General features: G+C 71.1%; 11 protein-coding genes and 1 pseudogene. 9 read left to right on the top strand and 3 right to left on the bottom strand.

Annotation, left to right across the window (positions count from 1 at the left end; genetic code table 11):
* Positions 1 to 43: 43 nt before the first annotated feature.
* The gene (locus ACZ7LS_RS17375; RefSeq protein ID WP_385136213.1) at positions 44 to 1,864 is read right to left on the bottom strand and encodes a glycoside hydrolase family 99 protein; all 1,821 of its coding nucleotides are present in this window, start codon (positions 1,862 to 1,864) and stop codon (positions 44 to 46) included.
* A 96-nt stretch (positions 1,865 to 1,960) separates the two neighbouring features.
* On the bottom strand, positions 1,961 to 4,225 hold the full coding sequence (locus tag ACZ7LS_RS17380; protein ID WP_385136216.1) for an ROK family protein: 2,265 nt from the start codon (positions 4,223 to 4,225) through the stop codon (positions 1,961 to 1,963).
* Between the two features lie 278 nt (positions 4,226 to 4,503).
* Here ACZ7LS_RS17380 and ACZ7LS_RS17385 point away from each other — a divergent pair, with 278 nt between their 5' ends.
* The 4 genes and pseudogenes from ACZ7LS_RS17385 to ACZ7LS_RS17400 form a co-directional block, all read left to right on the top strand.
* The gene (locus ACZ7LS_RS17385; protein WP_382515970.1) at positions 4,504 to 5,409 is read left to right on the top strand and encodes an ABC transporter permease; all 906 of its coding nucleotides are present in this window, start codon (positions 4,504 to 4,506) and stop codon (positions 5,407 to 5,409) included.
* Positions 5,406 to 6,386, top strand: a complete 981-nt coding sequence (locus ACZ7LS_RS17390) for a carbohydrate ABC transporter permease (protein ID WP_385136219.1) — start codon at positions 5,406 to 5,408, stop codon at positions 6,384 to 6,386. Before ACZ7LS_RS17385 ends, ACZ7LS_RS17390 begins: the two co-directional genes overlap by 4 nt.
* 55 nt (positions 6,387 to 6,441) lie before the next feature.
* Positions 6,442 to 8,058, top strand: a complete 1,617-nt coding sequence (locus ACZ7LS_RS17395; RefSeq protein ID WP_382515964.1) for an extracellular solute-binding protein — start codon at positions 6,442 to 6,444, stop codon at positions 8,056 to 8,058.
* Positions 8,058 to 9,086, top strand: a pseudogene (locus tag ACZ7LS_RS17400) (DUF2264 domain-containing protein); the annotation flags it as partial. The gene ACZ7LS_RS17395 and the pseudogene ACZ7LS_RS17400, both read left to right, overlap by 1 nt.
* Here the strand turns inward: ACZ7LS_RS17400 and ACZ7LS_RS17405 are convergent.
* Positions 9,044 to 10,084 (bottom strand): IgG-binding virulence factor TspB family protein, encoded by a 1,041-nt coding sequence (locus tag ACZ7LS_RS17405; protein WP_385136228.1) that lies wholly within the window; start codon positions 10,082 to 10,084, stop codon positions 9,044 to 9,046. The pseudogene ACZ7LS_RS17400 and the gene ACZ7LS_RS17405 sit on opposite strands and share 43 nt — an antisense overlap.
* Before the next feature lie 110 nt (positions 10,085 to 10,194).
* On the opposite strand from ACZ7LS_RS17405, the gene ACZ7LS_RS17410 reads away from it, so the two are divergent.
* The 5 genes from ACZ7LS_RS17410 (at position 10,195) to ACZ7LS_RS17430 (ending at position 21,798) form a co-directional block, all read left to right on the top strand.
* Complete coding sequence (locus ACZ7LS_RS17410; RefSeq protein WP_385136222.1) at positions 10,195 to 13,356, top strand: alpha-mannosidase; 3,162 nt, start codon at positions 10,195 to 10,197, stop codon at positions 13,354 to 13,356.
* Positions 13,357 to 13,504: 148 nt separating this feature from the next.
* Positions 13,505 to 16,435, top strand: coding sequence for a glycoside hydrolase family 2 TIM barrel-domain containing protein (locus tag ACZ7LS_RS17415; protein ID WP_385137409.1), 2,931 nt, complete (start codon positions 13,505 to 13,507; stop codon positions 16,433 to 16,435).
* A gap of 70 nt (positions 16,436 to 16,505) precedes the next feature.
* Positions 16,506 to 17,540 carry an alpha/beta hydrolase gene (locus tag ACZ7LS_RS17420; RefSeq protein WP_385137407.1) on the top strand — a complete coding sequence of 345 codons (1,035 nt, stop codon included), beginning with the start codon at positions 16,506 to 16,508 and terminating at the stop codon, positions 17,538 to 17,540.
* Between the two features lie 141 nt (positions 17,541 to 17,681).
* On the top strand, positions 17,682 to 18,803 hold the full coding sequence (locus ACZ7LS_RS17425) for a DNA alkylation repair protein (protein ID WP_385137405.1): 1,122 nt from the start codon (positions 17,682 to 17,684) through the stop codon (positions 18,801 to 18,803).
* A gap of 139 nt (positions 18,804 to 18,942) precedes the next feature.
* Complete coding sequence (locus ACZ7LS_RS17430; RefSeq protein WP_385137403.1) at positions 18,943 to 21,798, top strand: glycosyl hydrolase family 95 catalytic domain-containing protein; 2,856 nt, start codon at positions 18,943 to 18,945, stop codon at positions 21,796 to 21,798.
* Positions 21,799 to 21,963: the final 165 nt, after the last annotated feature.

The raw sequence follows: 21,963 nt of genomic DNA on the forward strand, positions 1-21,963 counted from the left end.
CCGGCAGCCGGTCAGTCCGGCAGCCGCTCGGCCCGTCAGCCGCTCAGCCGTTGAAGACCGTGAGGTCGTCGATGTACGCGTGGAAGCCGCCGGACGTCCCCTGGCGGTCGAAGCCCACCAGGATCTTGTCGATCGTCCTGCCCGCAAGCGCGGGACCGACATCGCTCTGGATCTTCGTCCAGGCGCCGGCACTGCCCTTCGGCGCCGCCGGATGCATATCGGTGCCGCCCGTCGTGGTCGCGGCACTGTCGCGCAGTGTGGAGCCGTCGGTCATCAGGAAGTCCACCGCGACGTTCCGTCCGCCCGCGTCCTTCGGCAGGAACTCGTACGACAGCTTCGTCGCCGCGGTCACCGGGATGTCCACGTCGAACGCCTGGAAGTACGCGTAGGCGTGCGCGGTCGTGGCGGTGCTGCCCTGGATCCGGAGCGCCGACTGCCCGAGCCGGTGGTCCTCACCGGTCACCACGCCGAGGACGGGCGAGCCGCTGCCGCCGGGACCGGTCACGTTCGACGTGCCGCCGGGCACCGGGGTGTCGGTCCAGGTCGGTATGGCGTCCGTGTCCTTCTCCACACTGGTACGGAAGAAGGTGGGGCCGGTCGTCAGCGGGATCGGTACCTGCGTGACCAGCGGGTCCTGGCCCGTGATCATGCGAGTCGCCTTGCCCGCGAGCCGCAGGTAGAAGTCCGAGGACACGTACTTCCCGTCCGAACTGGTCGTCTGAAAGTACTGGTTGGCCGGGATCATCGAGGAGTCCTCGGCGGCGGGCGCGATCGCGGTGCCCTCGTCGTACTCGTCGAACATCGCGATGAACGCCTGCGGGACTCCGGCCTTGCGGACGTTGGCGGCCTGCTGCCACAGGTAGTCGCCGTTCTTGCGCGGGATCTGGTTGCGCGGGGCGTCCTTCCAGTTGGACCAGGCGAAGCCGGGGTAGATGACGGGCTGGTAGTCCTGACCGGTCGCGTTGAGCGCGTCGCGGTCGGCCGTCAGCTGGGGGGTCGTGTCGGCCGTGCTGCCGACCATCCAGGGCGAGAGCATGTCGAACGACCGGTACACCGGGCCGAATCCGGGCTTGGCGTCCGTGTCGGTGCGCCAGCCGCGCGGCACACCGCCGATGACGTACAGGCCCTGGTCCTTGAACCAGTTCACGATGCGCTGGGCCTGCGCGGCGGTGCCCGGCCGGTTGAGGAAGCCGAAGCCCCACAGCTCGACGACGGGCTTGCCGCCCTCCTTGGCGTACGCCGGTGAGCCGGTGAGGCCGAGCGTGCCGGTGATGACGTCGGTCCAGTCGCGCGTGAGGACCTGCTCGACGTTGGCGTCGGTCAGTCCGCTGATGTCGTACTCGACGTAGAAGCCACGGCCGTACTTCTCCGCGGCGTCACGGGCCTTGGTGGCGATGGAGTTGCGGTTCACCGCTCCCGGCGCGGCGGGAGCGGCGATGTCGCTGCCGAAGCGCTGGAGGGCGGCGCCGTCGATGCCGTACTGCCGCATCCAGCTGAAGTGCTGGTCGACGACGGCGGTCGGGTAGGACGAGAACAGTGTGGGGCTCTGGCCATTGCCCAGCGGCGCGTACCCGGTGGTGTAGCGGGCCGAGGCCGGGTAGGCGCTCATGTCGGGATAGACCTCGAAGGACTGGTTGCCGGGCGAGGGCTGCGAACCGGCCCAGTGCCGCCAGGCGTTGAGCGGCGAGCCGTCACCGGGCGCGTTGAACCAGCCCTGGTAGCCGGCGTACACCCGGTTCTTCACGGTCGGGTTCGCTGCGGCGTGCGCCGTGGGGGTCAGGGCGGTCGCCGACCACCACAGGCCCGCCGTCAGGAGGGAGAGGACGAGGGTCAGTCTCAGGACGAGATTTCGGCGTCTGTGCATGAGGCACCCTTGGGTTGGGGGGAGGCGCCTATGTAAATCCATTGGATTGCCATACGTCAATGACTCTGACCCAGCCGTGCGTTGACGCTCCCCGGCTCAGCCGTGCGCCGACGCTCCCCGCGCCGAACGGCCGCGCGGGCTCAGACGGGGGGTGAAGGCCGAGTGGAACACACTGGACGCGGCGCCGACCTCCGCCGCCTGGTTCGGGCGTGACTGGGCGACATGCACATCGCGTACCCGCCGTGCGACCGGGAAGCGGTTGACGGCGGCGGAGATCTGGCCCAGATAGAGGTCGGCGACGGACGGCAGGACGGCCGGTCCGCCCACGACGAGCAGCTCCACGTCGAGGAGGTCGATGATGCCGACCGCTCCCAGGGCGACCGTCCTCGCCACGTTCTCCAGCACCGTGACGGCCCGGTCGTCACCACGCGCGGCCGCTTCGCAGACCCAGTCGTACGCGCCGTCGCCCCGCGGCACCATCAGGCCCGCCTCCCCGGCCTGTTCGACGACCGCCGACATCGGGGCGCACTCCGCGACCATGCGGGGGCCGCCCTCGTCGGTGAGCAACCCGGCTCTGATGGCGCAGAGTTCGCCCATCTCGCCCGCGTTGCCCGTCGTGCCTCGGTACACATCGCCGTTGAGGAAGGCACCGCTCCCGGCGCCGGCGCCGAGGTAGAGATAGACGAAGTCCCCCGCGCGGTCGGCCGCGCCCAGCCAGCGTTCACCGATCGCCGCGGCGGTCGCGTCCTTCTCCACGATCACCGCCGTGCCCAGCCGCTCGATCAGCTCCGCCTTGAGCTCCACCTGTTCCCAGCCGTCGAACAGCGGCGGGTCGAGGACGATCCCGGCGCGCGCGTCGACCGGCCCCGGCACGGCGACCCCCACCCCGAGCAGGGCCTCCGACGCCTGACGGGCCACCGCCGCGGACTCCAGGGCCAGCCGCGTCATGTGCTCAAGGCACCAGCCGGGGTCGCGCCGCTCGAACAGGTGCATCTGCCGACGGTCGAGGATGCCGCCGCACAGGTCGACGGCCACCACGCTGATCATCTCGGGGTCGAGATGGACCCCGATGGCGGACGCGGCGTCGGGCCTCAGCCGGAGCGGCACCCTCGGTTTGCCGGCGCCGGCCGACTGCCGGCCGTCCTCGGCGAGCAGCCCGGCGGTCAGCAGGTTGCGGGTGATCCGGGACACCGCCTGGGGCGTGAGTCCGGTCTGCTCGGCGATCTCGACCCGGCTGAGCGCCCCGGCCTCGCGGATGCTCTCGATGACCAGCTTCTCGTTGTACGAGCCGAGCGCGAGCTGGTTGAACGCGCGGGGGACGGGGCGGGGCGGGGTCCGCCCCGCGCGGGTCTCCGACCGCTGCCAGCTGAAGGCGGAGTCGTCCGGCGCGTCCGCGTACGCCCGCGCGGCCTCGGTCAGCGCGTGCAGAACCGGTCTGAACCGGCCCGGGAACTGGGCGAGTTCGGCGAGGGCGACCGTACAGGCGGTGGCGGACCAGCTCATGGTGGAGTCGGCCCGGTGCCAGTTGGCCTCGTGCGGAGCGTCGTGGTCCTGATGCCCGTCCGTGGTCGCGCGGTACGCCGCTTCGTCGCCCCAGGCGATGACGTGCAGCGTACGGCGGGGGTGGCGCGCGGCGGTGGTGGCGATCAGGGCTCCGGGGCCCTGGTCACGGGGCGCGGGGACGCCGCCCGGGGGCACCGCGTGGGCGTGGGCAGCGGTCGCGGACGGCCCGGCCCGCGGCGGTTCCGTGTCCCGTACGCGGTCGAGTTGCGCGGCGAGGGCGGCGTGGCGCGCGCGTCGCTCGTCGGCGTCGGTGGCCCGGCCGCGCTGCCCCTCCGCCGCGGGGGCCTCGCCGATGACCAGGACCGCCCTGTCGCCCCTCGCCCACACAGCGAGCAGTTCGGCCCGCGCGCAGGGCAGGGCGGGGTCGGCGGGCACGGTCGGCAGGCTGCCTTCGCCCGGTCCGACCTGCCACCGGCGCCATACCCCGGTCAGTGTGGTGTGCGAGATGCCGAGGCGGTCCGCGAGTGCGCGGGCCGACCAGGTACGGGCCGGGGCGGGCGGTCCCGCGAGCGTCGCGGCGACGACATCGGCCTCGTCGACCTGCGGCGGGCGGCCGCTGCGCGGGCGGTGCTCCAGACCCGCCAGTCCCTCTGCGGCGTACCGCTTGCGCCATGTGGTCACCGTGGGGCGGGAGATGCCCAGGGCCCGCGCGCTGCCGGAGACGCTGAGACCCGCCTCGGCGTCCAACACGATACGGGCGCGAACGGACCGCTCGGGACCGCCGCGGGCCCAGGCTCGCAGGGCCTCACGGTCCCGGTCACTGAGCACGGGCTTGCTCATCTCGTCCATGTCACGCATGGCGACATCCAAACACCCGCCCCCTCAACTGCAAAAGTACTAAGTTGCCAATTTCTGGAGCCCGCGACGAGCGTCCCGGGACACACCGTGCGTCGAGAAGCCGCAGCCAGAGGGCCGAAAAGAAACCGCTTCCTGCTGGTTGAGCTGCACCGTAAGAACGATCACCGGAGCGCTGCGCGAGAGATTTTTACGCGCACGAAGCATTGACGTAAGACAAACCAATGGATTGTCATGGTCGGCACGCCGCTCGCTCAACCCACCCTTGCGAAGGGCAGTCCATGTCCACACGGTCCGCACGTCGCGACCGGTCGCTGTTCTGGTTCACGGTGCCCGGCATCTTCGTGGTCCTGCTGTTCCACTATGTGCCGCTGCTCGGCAATGTGATCGCGTTCCAGGACTACCAGCCGTTCATCGGGATCTGGCACAGCGCCTGGACGGGGCTGGACAACTTCCGCGTCCTGGTCAACGGCGACGCCGCGTTCCTCCACGCGCTGAACAACACCGTTCAACTGCTGCTGATCCAGGTGGTGTTCGTCTTCCCCGCGCCCATCCTGCTCGCGCTGGCGCTCAACAGCCTGGTGAGCGAGCGGGTCAAGAAGGCCGTGCAGAACATCCTGTATCTGCCGCACTTCCTGTCGTGGGTGGTCGTCGTCGCCGTGTTCCAGCAGATGCTCGGCAACGGCGGTCTGCTCAATGTCTTCCTGCGCGCCCAGGAGCTGGGCACCTGGAACATCATCGGCGATCCCGAGCTGTTCAAGACGCTGCTCACGTCCCAGGTGATCTGGAAGGACACCGGCTGGGGCACGATCCTGTTCCTCGCGGCGCTCTCCCGCGTCGACAACAACCTCTACGAGGCGGCGGCGGTCGACGGCGCGGGCCGCTGGCGCCAGACCTGGCATGTGACCCTGCCGGCCCTGCGCGGGCTCGTGGTCCTGCTGCTCATCCTCCGGCTCGGTGACGCGCTCAGCGTCGGCTTCGAGCAGATCATCCTCCAGCAGACCGGTGTGGGGCTCGAATCCAGCGAGGTCCTCGACACCTACGTCTACAACAACGGTCTGCTGGCGGGCCAATGGGGCGTGTCAGCCGCTGTGGGCCTGGTCAAGGGCATGGTCGGGGTGGTCCTCGTACTCGGCGCGAACCGGCTCGCCCACTTCTTCGGCGAGGAAGGGATCTACCGCAAATGAACGCCGCACAGACCGCCACCACCGACCGGTCCGCCCCACCCGGCCGGGCCGTCACCAGCGCTCCGAAGACCCCGCGCCGCAAACGCGTCGACAGCGCGATCCCCGGTCGGACCCCCGCCTCGCCGCCCTGGCGTGCCGTCAAATCCCTGCTGCTGCTGATCTGCTGCCTGCTGGTCGCCGTCCCGTTCTTCTCCATCATCGCGACCTCGCTCGCCGACACCCAGCAGGTCAACGAGGCGGGCGGGTTCGTACTGTGGCCGGACCATCCCAGCTTCGACGCCTATCGCGCCATCCTCCAGGGCGGCCTGGTGTCACGGGCCCTGCTGGTGAGCGTCGGTGTCACGGCGGTCGGTACGGCGCTGAGCCTGCTGTCCAGCGTCACCCTCGCCTACGGGCTGAGCCGGCCGGGCTCCTTCGGCCACAAGCCCGTGCTCATGACCCTGTTGTTCTCGATGCTGTTCGCGCCCGGTGTGATCCCCAGCTATCTGCTGATCAAGCAGTTGCATCTGATCAACAGCTACTGGTCACTGATCCTGCCCACCATGGTCAGCGCGTTCAATGTGATCGTGCTGCGGTCGTTCTTCATGAGCATCCCCGGCGAACTCACCGATGCCGCCCGGATCGACGGCGCCAACGCGGCCCAGATCCTGCGCCGTGTCGTGGTGCCCCTCTCGCGTGCCGCGATCGCCGTGGTGGGCCTGTTCTACGCGGTGTCGTACTGGAACGCGTTCTTCAACGCGATGCTCTATATGAACGAGTCGGCGAAATGGCCCATGCAGCTCGTCCTGCGCACCTACGTCGTCAACAACTCGGCGATCGGCGCCGGCCAGGCATCGGCCGCGGGCTCGGTGCTGCCCCCCTCGCAGGCCCTCCAGGCGGCGATCCTCGTGCTCTCCATCGTCCCCATCGTGATCGTCTATCCCTTCCTGCAGCGCCATCTGACGAAGGGCGTGATGATCGGCGCCGTCAAGGGCTGACCCCGCGGGCCGCTGTCGCACTCGGCCCTTGATGTCAACAGAGGAGAGGCCTGACATGGGCTCGTATCTCACGCGCAGGAATCTGCTGCGCGGCTCGCTCGGCGCCGCCGCCGGGCTGGCCCTCGCCGGATGCGGTGACGGCGGGCCACCGCTCCCGCTCGCCGACAACGCGCGGGTCCGGCTGCCCGAGTACATCCCGTACCGAGGCGTCGCCGCGCCCCTTGCCGGTACTCCCGAGGGCGTACTCAACGGCTATCTGCATTATCCGGAGCGTCCCGCCCGCGCCTTCCCGGACGGCCCGCCGGCCAGGGGCCCGGACGTCTCGGTCATGACACTGATCTTCAATCCCGTGCCTCCTCCGCCCGACCGCAACACCTACTGGCGGGCCCTCGACGAGGGCCTGGGCACCGGGCTGTCGATGGAGATCGTCCCGGTCGGGGACTATCCCAACAAGTTCTCCGTGGTCATCGCGGGCGGTGACCTGCCCGACGCCATGGCGGTGCTGCCCTCCGCGACCCAGCGTCCCGCCATGTTCAACGCCCTCTTCCAGGACCTCTCCGAGCATCTGTCGGGCCCGGCGGTCCGCGAGTATCCGTACCTCGCCAACATCCCTTCGCAGTCCTGGCGTTCGACGGTCTACAACGGCGGCATCTACGGGCTGCCCATGCCGCGCGCCAACACCGGCTCGTTGATGTACTACCGGGCCGACCGGGTCAAGGCGAAGTCACTCGATCCGAACCCGGGCAGCTTCGCCGAGTTCAGGAAGCTGTGCGCGGATCTGTCCGAGCCGCGTCACAGCCGTTACGCGCTGGGCGACCCGATGACCACGCTCTACTTCATGATGGAGATGGTGGGCGGCCCCAACAAATGGCGCGAGGAGCGCGGGCGCTTCACCTCCTGGCTGGAGACCGAGGAGATCAAGCAGGCCCTGGACGCCGTACGCCGGCTGACCCGGGACCAACTGCTGCACCCCGACGCCTACACCGTCCTCGGCAAGTTCAAGGACTGGTTCGGCAGCGGCCAGATCGCGCTGCACTACGACGGCAACGCCGGCTGGAACGACTTCTACCGGCAGTACGCGCAGAACACGGAAGGCTTCGCGATCGACGGGATGCTCGCGCCCGGCTTCGACGGCGGGCCCGGCACCCACTGGGCCGGCGACGCCAGCTTCGCCACGCTCGTCTTCAAGAAGGCACCCCGCGCGCGCATCCGTCAACTGCTGCGCCTCTGCGACGCGTTGGCGGCGCCCTTCGGCACCGACGCCTACAAGCTGCGCAAGTACGGAGTCGAGGGCGTCAACCACACGCTCAAAGGACCCGACCCGCTGCTGACCCCGACCGGGACCGTCGAGACGTCCGTGCCGACGATCTTCGTCACGGACGCCCCGCAGTCGCTGTACTTCCCCGAGCGCCCGGAGGTCGTCCCGCAGCAGCACGCGTTCCAGAAGCGTGCCGTGGACATCCTGGTGAAGAACCCGTCCGAGGGGCTGTACTCCGAAACGGCCGTCACCTCCAGCGGCGGCCTCCAGAAGCGGATCGACGACGCCCTCAAGGGCATCATGCAGGGCCGGGATCCGCTGTCGTCGTGGGACGACACACTGCGGACCTGGCGCCGCGAGGGCGGCGACCGGATGCGGGCCGAATACGAGAAATACTGGGAGAGTCTCCACTGATGCCGCACTCCACACCCCCCACGGCCCCGGCCCCCTCCACCAGGGCGGACTGGGAACGGCTCGCCGACCGGCTCCTGCTCGCGGTCCGCCCGTACGCCTCGGAACGTCACGCGCTGATCGGACTGCCCGGTACGGCCAGTGTCAACGGCTCCTGGAGCGACGGCCTGGAGGGCTTCGCCCGTACCTTCCTGCTGGCCGCGTTCCGGCTGGCCGGCGCGCGCGGCCACGATCCGCACGGGCTCGCCGAGTGGTACGCGGCCGGGATCGTCGCGGGCGTCGACCCCGCGAGCGAGGAACGCTGGCCCACCTTCGCCGAGTCCAACCAGGCCAAGGTGGAGGCGGCTTCGATCGCCATCGCCCTGCACGAGACCAGGCCATGGATCTGGGACCGTCTGCCGGACCGTACACGGCATCAACTCCACGACTGGCTGGGCGACATGGCCGGGAACACGATGCCGGGGAACAACTGGATCTGGTTCCAGGCCATCACCGAGGCCTTCGCCCGCACCACGGGCGGCGCCTGGCGGGCCGGCGATCTCACCCGCACCATCGAACTCACCGAGGACTGGTACGCGGGCGACGGCTGGTACTCCGACGGGCTCTCCGGCGGCGCACACCGCAACTACGACCACTACAACGGCTGGGCCATGCACTTCTATCCGCTCTGGTTCTGCCGCATCCTCGGTGACCAGGCGCCGGACGGGCTCCTCGACCGCTACCGCGCCCGGCTGCGCCGCTTCCTGGACGATGCCCGGTACCTGGTGGGCGGCAACGGCTCGCCACTGATCCAGGGCCGCTCGCTGACGTACCGCTTCGCCGCGCTCGCGCCGGTGTGGACCGGCGCGCTCTTCGACGCGACGCCGCTGCCGCCCGGCCAGACACGCCGGCTGGCGAACCGGATGCTGGACCACTTCACCGGTCACGGGGCCATCGACGAGCGGGGGCTGCTGACACTGGGCTGGCACCGGCCGTTCCGTCCCGTCCTTCAGGTGTACTCGGGGCCCGCGTCTCCGTACTGGGCGAGCAAGGGGTTCGCGGGCCTGCTGCTGCCGGACGGCCATCCGGCGTGGACTGCCCCCGAGAGTCCGCTGCCCGTCGAGTCGGGCGACTTCGCCCGCACCCTGCGCGCACCGGGCTGGCTGGTGTCCGGAACCCGCGCCGACGGTGTCGTGCGCGTCGTCAACCACGGCAGCGACCACGCCGATCCGGCCCGGCCGCACTCCGATGATCCGCTGTACGCGCGGCTCGCCTTCTCGACGCATGCCGCGCCCGAGACTCCGTCGGATCCGCGCGGCGGGCCGGTGGATTCGTCGGTGGTGCTGCTCGACGCGGACGGGCGGGCCAGCCACCGGCGGCCGCTGGAGCGCGTCATGGCAGAGGGCCGCGTCGCCGTGTCGCGCAGCCGCGCGCACTGGCCCGAGGACGAGCGCTGGGACTGCTTCGGCGGCCCGGACACGGCGTACCGCCTCGGGCCGTGGATCACCGTCGCGTCCGTACTGCGCGGCACCGTGGAAGTCCGGCTGGTACGGGTGGACCCGGCGCCCGGGGACGACCCCGGGCCGTGGCGACTGCGGCTGGGGGGATGGGCCGTGGCCGAGGGCGAGGTGTACCCGCACAGCGGTCTGGTTCCGCTGCCCGTTTCCGACGAGAACCCCGAGTCCGCCGCCGGCTCCGGGTCCGAGTCCGGCTCCGGGTCCGAGTCCGGGTCCGGGTCCGGGTCCGAGTCCGGGTCCGGGTCGGTGCGTGATTCCCGGTCCGGCTCCGGCTCCCGGTCCGGCTCCGCGGCGGTCCCGGATTCAGGGTCCGGCTTCGACGAGACAGACGTGCACCACGGAACCGACACCAACGCCCTCGGCACCACGTCCGCGACCCCCACACTCTCCACCCCAGGCGATGTGGTCTTCGCACGGCCGTACGCCGCGGCCGTCCACCTCGGGGGCTCCGCTCTGTCCGAGGACCGGATACCGCGGGTCCGCCTCCGCCCCCGTACCACGGACGCCACCGGGACGACGGACGCGCACACCATCGTGGCGGACGTCCTGTGGCCCGATGGACAGCTCGACAGCGTTCCGCTCCCCGCCCCCGCCTCCCCACCCGTTCCCGCACAGCCGTCCACCGAGAAGGAACCCTCGTCCCATGCATGACGACCGCGTATCCACCGAGGACCGGATCGCCAAGTTCACGGCGGAGCGTCTGGCCCCCGCCCTCTACGGCCCGTCGCTGCCCCTGGAGTTGTCCGCCTGGCGGGTGCCGGGCGAGCCCGTACCCGTCGCCGAGGCCCTGACCGCCGCGTACGAACCCTTCAGCGTGGGCGAGGGGTGGGGCGGCCCGTGGGCGACCACCTGGCTGCGCGCCCGTGCCCGTATCCCCGCCGCCTGGGCGGGCCGCCGGGTGGAGGCGGTCTTCGACCTGGACTTCGATCTCACGAAGGGACCGGGCGGTCAGGCGGAGGGCTTCGTGCACGACGCGTCCGGCACTCCGGTCCAGGGCCTGCACCCCTACAACAGGTCGGTGCTGCTCACCGGTTCGGCCAACGGCGAGGAGCCGGTGGATCTGCTCATCGAGCTGGCCGCCAACCCGCCGATCAGCGGCAGCCGCGGCATCGGTACCCACTACGGCTCGAAGGAGACCGCGGGCACCGACACGCTCTACCGGCTGCTCGCCGCCGGGATCGCCGTCCGCGAGGAGGACGTGTGGCATCTCCTGCACGACATCGAGGTGCTGGACGAGCTGATGCGCGAGCTGCCGGCCGACTCGACGCGCCGTCATGAGATCCTGCGCGCCCTGGAGCGCGCCGTCGACGCCGTCGACCCCTGGGACGTCGCCGCCACGGCCGCCGCCGGACGCGCCGCGCTCTCCGATGTGCTGGCCCGGCCCGCGCACGCCTCCGCGCACACCATCAGCGCCGTCGGCCATGCCCATATCGACTCCGCCTGGCTGTGGCCGCTGCGCGAGACCGTCCGCAAGTGCGCCCGTACCTTCACCAACATCACCACCCTGGCCGAGGAGTACCCCGAGCTGGTCTTCGCCTGCTCCTCCGCGCAGCAGTACGCCTGGATGAAGGAGCAGCGCCCCGAGATCTTCGAGCGGATCAGGAAGGCGGTGGGCGACGGCACCTTCGTACCGGTCGGCGGCATGTGGGTGGAGGCCGACGGCAACCTCCCCGGCGGGGAGGCGCTGGCGCGTCAACTCGTCTACGGGCGGAGGTTCTTCGCGGCGGAGTTCGGTATCGAGCAGGACGGGGTGTGGCTGCCGGACTCCTTCGGCTACACCGCCGCGTATCCGCAGCTGGCCCGCCTCGCCGGGGCGCGCTGGTTCCTGACGCAGAAGCTGTCGTGGAACGCGACCAACCGGCTGCCGCATCACACCTTCGACTGGGAGGGCATCGACGGGACCCGTATCCTCACCCACTTCCCGCCCGTCGACACGTATAACGCCGAGCTGACGGGGCGTGAACTCGCCCATGCCGAGCGGAATTTCGCCGAGAAGGGGGCGGCCAGCCGGTCGCTCGCGCCGTTCGGCTTCGGCGACGGCGGCGGCGGTCCCACCCGCGGCATGCTGGAGAAGGCCCGCCGGCTGCGGGATCTGGAGGGCTCTCCGAAGGTGGAGATCACCCACCCGACGGACTTCTTCGAGACGGCCCGCGCGGAGTACCCGCGACGTCCTGTGTGGCGCGGCGAGCTGTATCTGGAGACACACCGCGGTACATACACCAGCCAGGCCCGTACCAAGCGGGGCAACCGGCGCTCCGAGCAGCTGCTGCGCGAGGCCGAACTGTGGGCCGCGACGGCCGCCGTGCACACGGGGGCGCCGTATCCCTACGAGGAGCTGGAGCAGTGGTGGCAGCAGGTGCTGCTGCACCAGTTCCACGACATCCTGCCCGGGTCGTCCATCGCGTGGGTGCACCGGCAGGCGGAGGAGACGTACGGCCGGATCCACGCGGGGCTGGAGGGGATCATCGACGGCGCGTTGTCGGCGCTGACAGCGGCCGGGGGCGACGGGAACACCGACGAGCCGCACAGTGTGTTCAACGCGGGCCCGCACGCGCGGAACGAGGTGCTCGTCCTGCCGGCCGGTGTGCCGGCACCGAGTGACGCGCAGCCGTTGAGCGACGGGCGGCACGCGGTCGCCGTCACCGCGCCCGCCCTGGGCGCGGGCACCCTGGCCGACGCGCCCCCCGTGCCCGTGACGGCGGAGGCGGTCGATGAGGGCGAAGACGCGGGTGAGGGCGCGGGCACGGCTGGGGGCGCGGGATTCGTCCTCGACAACGGCCTGCTGCGGGTACGGATCGACGGCGCCGGTCTCGTCCGGTCCGTACGGGACCTCGCCGCGGCGCGCGAGACCCTCGCCCCGGACCAGCCGGGCAACCTGCTCCAGCTGCACCACGACGACCCCAATCTCTGGAGCGCGTGGAACATCGACCACCACTACCGCAACACGGTGCGCGATCTCGACGAGGCCGACTCGGTCACGCTGACCGAGCGGGGTCCGCTGCTCGCGAGTGTCCGCGTGGAGCGGTCCTTCGGCGGCTCGCGGATCACGCAGGACCTCCAACTGGCCGCCGGAAGCCGACGGTTGGTGGTGCACACCGATATCGACTGGCAGGAGCGCGACGCCGTGCTCAAGGCGGCCTGGCCGCTGGACGTGCACGCCGAGCACGAGAGCGCGGAGATCCAGTTCGGGCATGTGCGGCGGCCCACGCACGAGAACACCAGCTGGGACGCGGCCCGCTTCGAGGTGTGGAACCACCGGTGGGTGCATGTCGGTGAGTACGGATTCGGCGCGGCCGTCCTCAACGACTCCACGTACGGGCATGACGTGCGCCGTCACACCCGTGAGGACGGCGGCACCACCACCACGCTGCGGCTCAGTCTGCTGCGCGCGCCGCACAGCCCGGACCCGGTGGCCGACCGCGGCCGGCACGCCTTCACCTACGCGCTGGAGGCGGGCGCCGATATCGGCGCGGCCGTCGCCGGGGGCTACGCGCTGCATCTGCCGCTGCGCCGCCGTCCGGGCGCGGCCACGGCCGCGCCTCTGGTCACGGTCGCCGACCCGGCCGTGGTCGTGGAGGCGGTCAAGCTCGCCGACGACCGCTCAGGCGATGTCGTCGTACGGCTCTACGAGTCCCGTGGCGGCGCCGCGACCACCACGCTCACCAGCGCCCGCGGGCTGCGGGCGGCCCACCTCGCGGACCTGCTGGAACAGGCGGAGTCCGAGCTGGAGGTCACCGCGGACGGTCATGGTGTCGGGCTTTCGCTGCGCCCGTTCCAGATCCTGACGGTACGGCTGAGGAGCTGACACGGCGGGGGGGGGGGGGGGGGGGGGGGGGGGGGGGGGGGAACCCCCCCCCCCCCCCCCCCCCCGCCCCGCCCCGCGTACGTACTCGTACTCGTACTCGTACCGACAAGATCGCATACCGGCCCGATCCTTCGAGGAGACGCCCGTCATGTCCCCCGCACTGCCCCGGCACCTCGACCCGGCCCCGCCGCCGGGCCCGCTGCCGGCCCGTGCCGCCTTCGCCGGCTCCTCCCCGTGCCTGAGCCTCAACGGCGACTGGCGCTTCCGGCTCGCCCCGGACCCGGCGCACGTTCCGGACGCGTTCTGGTCCGAGACGTTCGACGACACGGCCTGGGACCTGCTGCCGGTCCCGTCCCACTGGCAGCTGCACGGCTACGGCGCCCCCGTATACACCAACATCCGCTACCCGTTCCCCGTCGATCCCCCCTATGTCCCCCAGGAGAATCCGACCGGCTGCTACCGCTACGGCTTCCGCCCGCCCGAGCCCTGGCCCGACCCGGACCGGTCGGTGCTGCGCTTCGAAGGCGTCGACTCGTTCTTCACGGTGTGGCTGAACGGCACCGAGGTGGGTTCGGCGGGTGGCAGCCGCTTGCCGTCCGAGTTCGCCGTGGGGCATCTGCTGCGGCCGGGCACGGAGAACGTACTCGCCGTCCAGGTACACCAGTGGTCGGCGGGCTCCTATCTGGAGGATCAGGACACCTGGTGGCTGTCGGGCGTCTTCCGTGACGTGTCGTTGCACACGCGGCCCGCCGGCGCCGTCACCGACTACCGGGTGCACGCCGGCTACACGCCCGCGACGGGCGAGGGCGTCCTGTGCGTCGATGTCGACGCCGACACCGTGGACGCGCGTGTACGCGTACCCGAGCTCGGCGTGGACGTCCCCGCGGGAGAGCGCGTCACGCTCCCCCGGGTCGAGCCGTGGAGCGCCGAACTGCCGCGCCTGTACGAGGGATCGCTCACCGCGGCCGGGACCGTGGTGCCGTTGCGCATCGGTTTCCGTACGGTCCGGATCGACGGCCATGTCTTCACCGTGAACGGCAGGCCGGTGAAGCTCCACGGCGTCAACCGCCATGAGTTCCACCCTGACCGCGGCCGCGCGCTGACCGCGCGGGACATGCTCGACGATGTCGTCCTGATGAAGCGTCACCACATCAACGCGGTACGCACCAGCCACTATCCGCCGCATCCCTACTTCCTGGACCTGTGCGACGAGTACGGCCTGTACGTCATCGACGAATGCGACCTGGAGACCCACGGTTTCATCCTGGAGGCGGGCTGGCGCGGCAATCCCAGTGACGACCCGGCGTGGGAGGCGGCCTGTCTGGACCGCGCCCGGCGCATGGTGGAGCGCGACAAGAACCATCCGAGCGTGGTGATCTGGTCCCTGGGCAGCGAAGCGGGCAAGGGACGCAATCTGCACGCGATGCGCGCCTGGATCTCCGGGCGGGACGCGTCCCGCCCGGTCCACTACTCCGGCGATGCCGAGTGCAGCGACATCTACAGCCAGACCTATCGCGAACACGCGGGTGTGGAGCGCATCGGCACCGGCGGTGAGCACCCCGAGAAGCCCTATCTGATGTGCGAATACGCCCATGCCATGGGCAACGGACCCGGCGGACTCGCCGACTACCAGCGGCTGTTCGAGGCTCACGAGCGGCTGATGGGCGGACTGGTGTGGGAGTGGAACGACCAGTCCCTGCGGACCCGTGATCCCCGCGACGGCCAGGAGTTCTTCGGCTACGGCGGCGATTTCGGCGAGGAGATCCACGACGGCAACTACATCGCCGACGGACTGCTGCTCCCCGACCGCACCCCGACGCCGGGCCTGCTGGAACTCAAGGCGGTCTTCCAGCCGTTGCGCCTCACCATCGTCCCGCGATCGGGCACGGTCACCGTACGCAGTGTGCTGCGGTTCGCGGACACCTCCGGGCTGCGCTTTCTGTACGACGTGGTCACCGACGAGGGTGTGGTGGCCTCAGGACCGCTGGACGTCCCGGTGATCCCGGCCGGGGGCGAGGCGGCCTGCGCCCTGCCCGGCATCGCCCCCACCGGCCGTGAGACGTGGATCACGGTGCGGGCCGTCCTCGCGGCGGCGACCCGCTGGGCCCCGGCCGGGCACGAGGTCGCCTTCGGCCAGGCGCGCGTGGCCGAAGGCGCCCCGCCCCAGGAGCCGGAGGCGGCGGCGGTCCGGCACCCGCGGCGGACACCGGCGGCGGAGCGGCTCCCCACGGACCGGCTCCCGGCCGGCCAACTCGCCTTCGGTGAGGGAATCTTCGACGTCCACACCGGACGGCTCCGCTCGCTCGGCGGTACGGAGCTGGCGGGGCCCGTGCTCGACATCTGGCGGGCCATGACCGACAACGACCGTGAGCCCGGGGCGGAATCGCGCGGCTCCGAGGCCGCCCGTACCTGGCGTCAGCGCGGCCTGGACCGTATGCGCCATCGCATCGACCGGGTGTACGCCGACGGTGCGGCTCTCACCGTCCACAGCCGGCTCGCCCCCGCCTCGGAGCAGTTCGGGCTGGCCGCCACGTACCACTGGAGCACGGTGCCCGGTGGTCTGCGGCTGCGCCTGGCAGCGGCGCCCGACGGCCCGTGGCCCGAGGAGATGCCACTGCCGCGCTTCGGCGTGCGTCTGGCGCTGCCGGCCGCCTGGAGCCTGGTCCGGTGGTTCGGGCTGGGGCCCGGCGAGTCGTATCCCGACTCCCGCGCGGCGGTACGTGTCGGGCGCTGGGAGCACACCGTCGACGCGCTCCAGTTCCCGTACACGTTTCCGCAGGAGAACGGACACCGCAGTGAGGTGCGTTGGGCCGAGCTGACGCCGTCGGACGGGTCGGCCGGCGGAATCCGCTTCGAGGGCCGGCCACATCTCGGGTTCACGGCGCGCCACTGGACCACCCAGGACCTCGACGCGGCCCGGCACCCGCACGAACTCGTCGCCCGTGACCGCGTCCACGTCCATCTCGACCTCGCCCAGCACGGCCTGGGGTCCGCCTCCTGCGGGCCCGACACACTGCCGGCCCACCGGTTGACGGCGGCCCCCATGGACTTCACCGTGGTGCTGCGCGCGATTCCCTGACCACACCGGAACATGCTCACTGCTCCGCACGTCCACGTCCCGGAACGAGATGAGAGACGGAGAAGACACCATGTCCCAACCACCCCGCCCCGCACGCGACGTACCCCCCTCGCTCCCCCTCACCCGACGGCGTGCCGTCGCCGCGCTGGCCATCGCCGGCGTAGGCGCCGTCGCGTCGGGCTCCATGGCATCCGCGTCCTCCGCCACACCGCCCTCCGCCGCACCGTCCCCTTCCCGTCGCGGGCCGCGCCTCCTGGCGGCCGAGCGGATCAGCGCGCGCACGCTGAACCTGCGGATCGAGTCCCCCGCACTCGGCCGCACCGGCAACGTCAACGTGCTGCTGCCGCCCGGCTTCGACGACGCGCCCACCCGCCGGTGGCCCGTGCTGTATCTGCTGCACGGCTGCTGCGGAAGCCCCGGCTCGGCCGGCTGGGGCAACGCCGACGCCATCACGGCTCGGACCCCCGCCCTCATCGTGATCCCGGAGGGCGGACCCGCGGGCTTCTACGCCAACTGGTGGAACCAGGGCCGCTACGGGGCGCCCGCCTGGGAGACCTTCCACCTCACCGAGGTGCGCCAGATCCTGGAGCAGCGGGTGCGGGCCGGTGACCGGCGCGCCGTGGCCGGGCTGTCCATGGGCGGCCATGGCGCGCTGTACTACGCCGCGAAGCATCCGACGCTGTTCCGCGCGGCCGCGTCCTTCAGCGGCCTCGTCAACACGGCGCGGTACACGACCGGCATCCAGAACATCGTCAAGGGACAGGGCCTCAACCCGCTCGATCTGTGGGGCGATCCCACGGCCCAGGCGGGCCTCTGGCGCGAACACAACGCCTACGAGCTCATCTCCCGGCTGCCGCGCGGCTATCCCGTCTATGCCAGCAGCGGGAACGGCCTGCCCGGCCCGTTCGACCCCCCGGACCGTACGCCCGACAGTCTGGAGGCGACCCTCGACGTGATGGCCGGGGACTACATAGCCCGCGCGCGGTCCCACGGCCTGAACGTCACGGCCGACCGCTACGGCCCCGGCACGCACACCTGGCCCTACTGGGAACGCGCCCTCACACGTGCGCTCCCGATGCTCACGGCGGCCATCGGCGCGACGTGAGTGTGCCGCTTCCGCGGCCCAGGACCAGGACCAGGAGCATGACCAGGACCGAAGTTGTCCTGGTCTCGTCGTAACGTCTGAAGCGCGAGGAAGCCCCCGGATCCGGACCGATCCTGGCCGACACACGAAGGACGTACCGACATGCCCACCGCCGACGAACTGATCAGCGCGGCCACCGTCAGACAGCTGGCACGCGTGCTCGGCGCGACGACCGCGCCGGGCACGCGCGGGTCCACACGCTGGTCCGCCGTACGGGCGAGCGCCGAGACCCTCGGGCCACTCGGCCTGAGCCAACGGACCCGCGCCGTACGTGACGCGCTGGTCCAGGACCTCTCCGCTTCGTACCGGACCGCCGCGGACGTCTTCCGTGCCGCCCTGGCCGATCCGGAGTTCTCCGGCTGGATGATCTGGCCGGTCTCCGAAGCTGTGGCGGTGCTGGCCGTAGACGCGGACCGCGCCGCCGACTTCGAGGACGGCCTCGCTCTACTCGCCGCCCTGACACCCCGTCTGACCAGTGAATTCGCGCTGCGGACCTTCCTCAACGCGGACATCGGGAGAACGTTGCGGACCGTCGGCGCCTGGACCGCGTCCGACGACCCGTCGGTACGGCGACTGGCGAGCGAGGGCACCCGACCGCGACTGCCCTGGGCGAAGCAGGTACCGGAACTGCGCCTCCGGCCCTCCGTGACCGTGCCGATCCTCGACGCGCTGCACACCGACGCGGACGAAGTGGTCCGCAGATCCGTGGCCAACCACCTGAACGACATCTCCCGGCTCGACCCGGCCCTCGCGGTCTCCACAGCGCGCGGCTGGTCGGAGCGCGCCGCTGCCGCCTCCACGCCCGCCGTGGTCCGGCACGCGATGCGTACTCTCGTCAAGCAGGCCGATCCGGCAGCGCTCGGTCTGCTGGGATTCGCCCCGCCCCCCGACGACTTGGTCGTCACCGGGCCCACACTGCGCGGCACGAAGGTCACTGAGGACGACGCACTGGCGTTCGGCGTGCACCTCACCAACGAGGGGCCGCTGCCGGTCCGGCTGGCCGTCGACTACGTCGTCCATTACGTCAAGGCCAACGGCTCCACAGCGCCCCGCGTGTTCAAACTGACCACGCGGACCCTGGCCGCCGGCGAACGGCTCGTGCTGGAGCGCCGGCACTCCTTCCGCCCGATCACCACACGCCGGCACTACCCCGGCGAACACGCCCTGGAGATCCAGGTCAACGGACGCCGCTCCGGGAGGGCCACGTTCGTCGTCGACCTGTAGAGGCCGTCCGACAGCGACCGTCCGGCAGCGACCGTCCGGCAGCGACCGTCCGGCAGCGACCACCGGCCTGTGAGGACGCGCCACCCGCACCTGTACGACCCCAGCTCTCCCACCACCCCCTACTCAAAGGAGAGTACCGATGGGGCACGAGAGAACGACGCGGGCACGTTTCCGCGGTACTGGCCGTATACCGCGCCGCACGGGCCGCCGCTCAGGGCTGCTGGCGCTCGCCGTGGCGATACCCCTCGCCGTCCCCGGCGGCGCGCTCGCCGGACCCGCGGGCGCCGCGCCTGTCCGGGCGGCGGCGGGCGCACCGTCCCCGGCCGAGCAGTGGAACATCCTGCGGCCGAAGCTGGAGGGCATCAAGGGCACCTGGACGAACCAGAGTTACACCGGCTCGGTGTCACGCACGATGCCGGACACCGCCCTTCTCGGGAACGGCGACGTCGGAGTGACCTCCGGCGGCAGCACGGGCGTGAAGTCGTTCTACGTCTCCAAGGGCGACTTCTGGGCGGGGAACCCGACGACGAGGACCGCGCCCATCGGCGGTGTCACCCTCCAGAGCGCCACCGCGCCGGACAACGCCAACCTCGCGCTCGGCGCCACGGCGACCGCCAGCAGCACGACCGATGCCTTCGCCGCGTCCCGCGCGGTCAACGGGCAGTGGGGCAGCGGCTATGAGGGCTGGGTATCGGCCATCGGCAAGCCGCAGTGGATCGCTCTCGACCTGGGCTCCGTCAAGACGATCGCGCGCTTCGTGGTGCGCAACGACAACGCGGCGCGCCCCGGGAACGAGGCGTTCAACACGAAGAACCTGACGCTCCAGACCAGCGCGGACGGCGCCACCTGGAACACCGTCAACACGGTCACGGACAACACCGCCGACGTCATCGACCGGACCGTCACCGCCGTACAGACGCGGTACGTCAGGCTGCACATCACCGAGCCGACGCAGAACACCACACCCGACTCGACGAACAATCCGCGCGCCCGCGTCGGACAGATCGAGCTCTACGCGAGCGCGGGCGGTACGACGCCGCCCGCGCAGCCGTTCCGCGAGGAACAGCACATCGTCGACGGGTCGATCACCACGTCCGTGTCGATGGGCAACACCCCGCTGTCGATGAGGACATGGCTGGCCGCCGAGAAGAACGTCATGGTCACGTCGGTCACCTCGGCCGGCTCCCAGCCGGTGCGGCTCCAGGCGTCGACGTTCGCCGGCGCCATGGGCAGCCCCAACTCTCAGTACGGCAACTCATCGGGCGTCAACGGCCAGGTGATGTGGGCCGAGCGCGCCACACCGACGGGGCCGAACTGGGTGTCCCGCGCGGCCCTGGCCTCCACGGTGCTCGGAGCCACCGCCGTGCAGCCGCCCACCTCGTCCGGCCCCACGGCGAAGACCGTCTTCACCGTTCCCGCCGGCGGCACCGTGACGCTGGTGACGGCGGTCGCCGGCGGCGGCCGGAACCCGGCGGCTCCGCGCGACGACGCGGTGGCGCGGGTGCGGGCGGAGAACGCCGGTTCCATCGGAACGCTCGACGCCCAGCGGGTCGCCTGGTGGAAGGACTTCTGGATGCGGTCGGCCGTCAGTCTGAACGACACCGCGCTGGAGAGGTACTACTACCCCGCCCAGTACTTCATCGGCGCCTCCAGCCGCGCGGGCAGGACCGTTCCCGGCATCTTCGGGATCTGGACCACCACGGACGACCCGATGTGGGACGGTGACCTCCATCTCAACTACAACGCGCAGGCGCCCTTCTACGGGGTCTACTCCAGCAACCGCCCCGATCTCGCGCTGCCGTTCCACGAGGCGGTCCTCTCCTATGTGCCGGAGGCGCAGCGCCGGGCCCAGCAGGATCTGCGGCGGGTGCATCAGGACTACGTCGCCTCACGCTTCCCGAGCGGGGGCGTGCCCTCGGGTGTCCTGTTCCCGGTGGGTATCAGTCCGTTCGGATCGGCGAGCGGCTCGACCACGGACGACCAGTACCACCAGCAGGTCTCCAACTCCCTGTTCTCGGCGACGCAGTTCGTGGCGTACTACGAGTACACACAGGACGAGAACTGGCTGCGCACCAAGGGGTATCCGTTCCTGAGCCAGGTCGCGCGGTTCTTCGAGCACTGGCTGGAGCGGGACGCGGGCGGCACGTACGCGCTCTGGGGCGGTCCGCACGAGGGCACCTGGGGCAAGAACTCCTCGCCCGACCTCGGCATGCTCAAGCAGGTGCTCACCGCCGCCGTTTCCGGCAGCCGGAAGCTGAACGTCGACGCCGACCGCCGGGCGGTCTGGCAGAACATCCTCACCAACCTGCCCGCCCAGCCGACGACCACGCTCAACGGCAGGACGGTCTACTCGCTGGCGAGCGCCATGCGGGGCGCGGACACCCGGCTGATCCGGCCGGGCGACAACACCATCAACCTCGAATTCATCCAGCCCGCCGACCAGTTGGGGGTGAACTCCGACGCCGGCCGGCTCCAGGTCGCGCGCGACACCGTGACCGCGATGAACTCGTGGGGCCAGGAGAACAGCTTCCCGAAGATCTTCAACCAGGCCGCGCGGGTGGGCTATCCGGCGGATCAGCTCATCGACAGGTTCACATCGGTGATCTCGACGCGTACGGCGCCGAACCTGCGGATCACCGACCCGCACCACGGTATCGAGAAGTCGGGCGCGACCGAGGCGATCAACAGCATGCTGGTGCAGAGCGACGCGTCCGTCATCTCGCTCTTCCCCGTCTGGCCCGCGGCCAAGGACGCGAGCTTCTACCAGCTGCGCCAGAAGGGCGCGTTCGTGGTCTCCAGCGCGAAGGTGGCGGGCAAGGTCCCGTACGTGGACGTCCGGAGCGAGGCGGGCGGCACGCTCCGGCTGAAGAACCCGTGGTCGACGGCCTTCACGGTGACCGACGCGGCCGGCAACGCGGTGCCGTACACCACTCCGGGAGGTGTGATCACCATCGAGACGACAGCCGGCCAGACGTACCGCATGAACCCGGCCTGATACCCGGGGCGCCCGCACAAGGGCCGGAACACGGGGCCGGGCAAGCGGCCGCACCAGGGGCGGAGCAACAGGGGCGGCACACGGCGGGGGGGGGGGGGGGGGGGGGGGGGGGGGGGACCGGAGGCGCCTCCGGAGTCCTCCACGAACCCTTCTCCACACGCAGCG

Source organism: Streptomyces sp. NPDC039430, from assembly GCF_055639435.1.

Coding starts and splice junctions, on each gene's coding strand:
- ACZ7LS_RS17375 (WP_385136213.1), bottom strand. CDS start 1,864: ATGCACAGACGCCGAAATCTCGTCCTGAGACTGACCCTCGTCCTCTCC.
- ACZ7LS_RS17380 (WP_385136216.1), bottom strand. CDS start 4,225: ATGCGTGACATGGACGAGATGAGCAAGCCCGTGCTCAGTGACCGGGAC.
- ACZ7LS_RS17385 (WP_382515970.1), top strand. CDS start 4,504: ATGTCCACACGGTCCGCACGTCGCGACCGGTCGCTGTTCTGGTTCACG.
- ACZ7LS_RS17390 (WP_385136219.1), top strand. CDS start 5,406: ATGAACGCCGCACAGACCGCCACCACCGACCGGTCCGCCCCACCCGGC.
- ACZ7LS_RS17395 (WP_382515964.1), top strand. CDS start 6,442: ATGGGCTCGTATCTCACGCGCAGGAATCTGCTGCGCGGCTCGCTCGGC.
- ACZ7LS_RS17405 (WP_385136228.1), bottom strand. CDS start 10,084: ATGGTGTGCGCGTCCGTCGTCCCGGTGGCGTCCGTGGTACGGGGGCGG.
- ACZ7LS_RS17410 (WP_385136222.1), top strand. CDS start 10,195: ATGCATGACGACCGCGTATCCACCGAGGACCGGATCGCCAAGTTCACG.
- ACZ7LS_RS17415 (WP_385137409.1), top strand. CDS start 13,505: ATGTCCCCCGCACTGCCCCGGCACCTCGACCCGGCCCCGCCGCCGGGC.
- ACZ7LS_RS17420 (WP_385137407.1), top strand. CDS start 16,506: ATGTCCCAACCACCCCGCCCCGCACGCGACGTACCCCCCTCGCTCCCC.
- ACZ7LS_RS17425 (WP_385137405.1), top strand. CDS start 17,682: ATGCCCACCGCCGACGAACTGATCAGCGCGGCCACCGTCAGACAGCTG.
- ACZ7LS_RS17430 (WP_385137403.1), top strand. CDS start 18,943: ATGGGGCACGAGAGAACGACGCGGGCACGTTTCCGCGGTACTGGCCGT.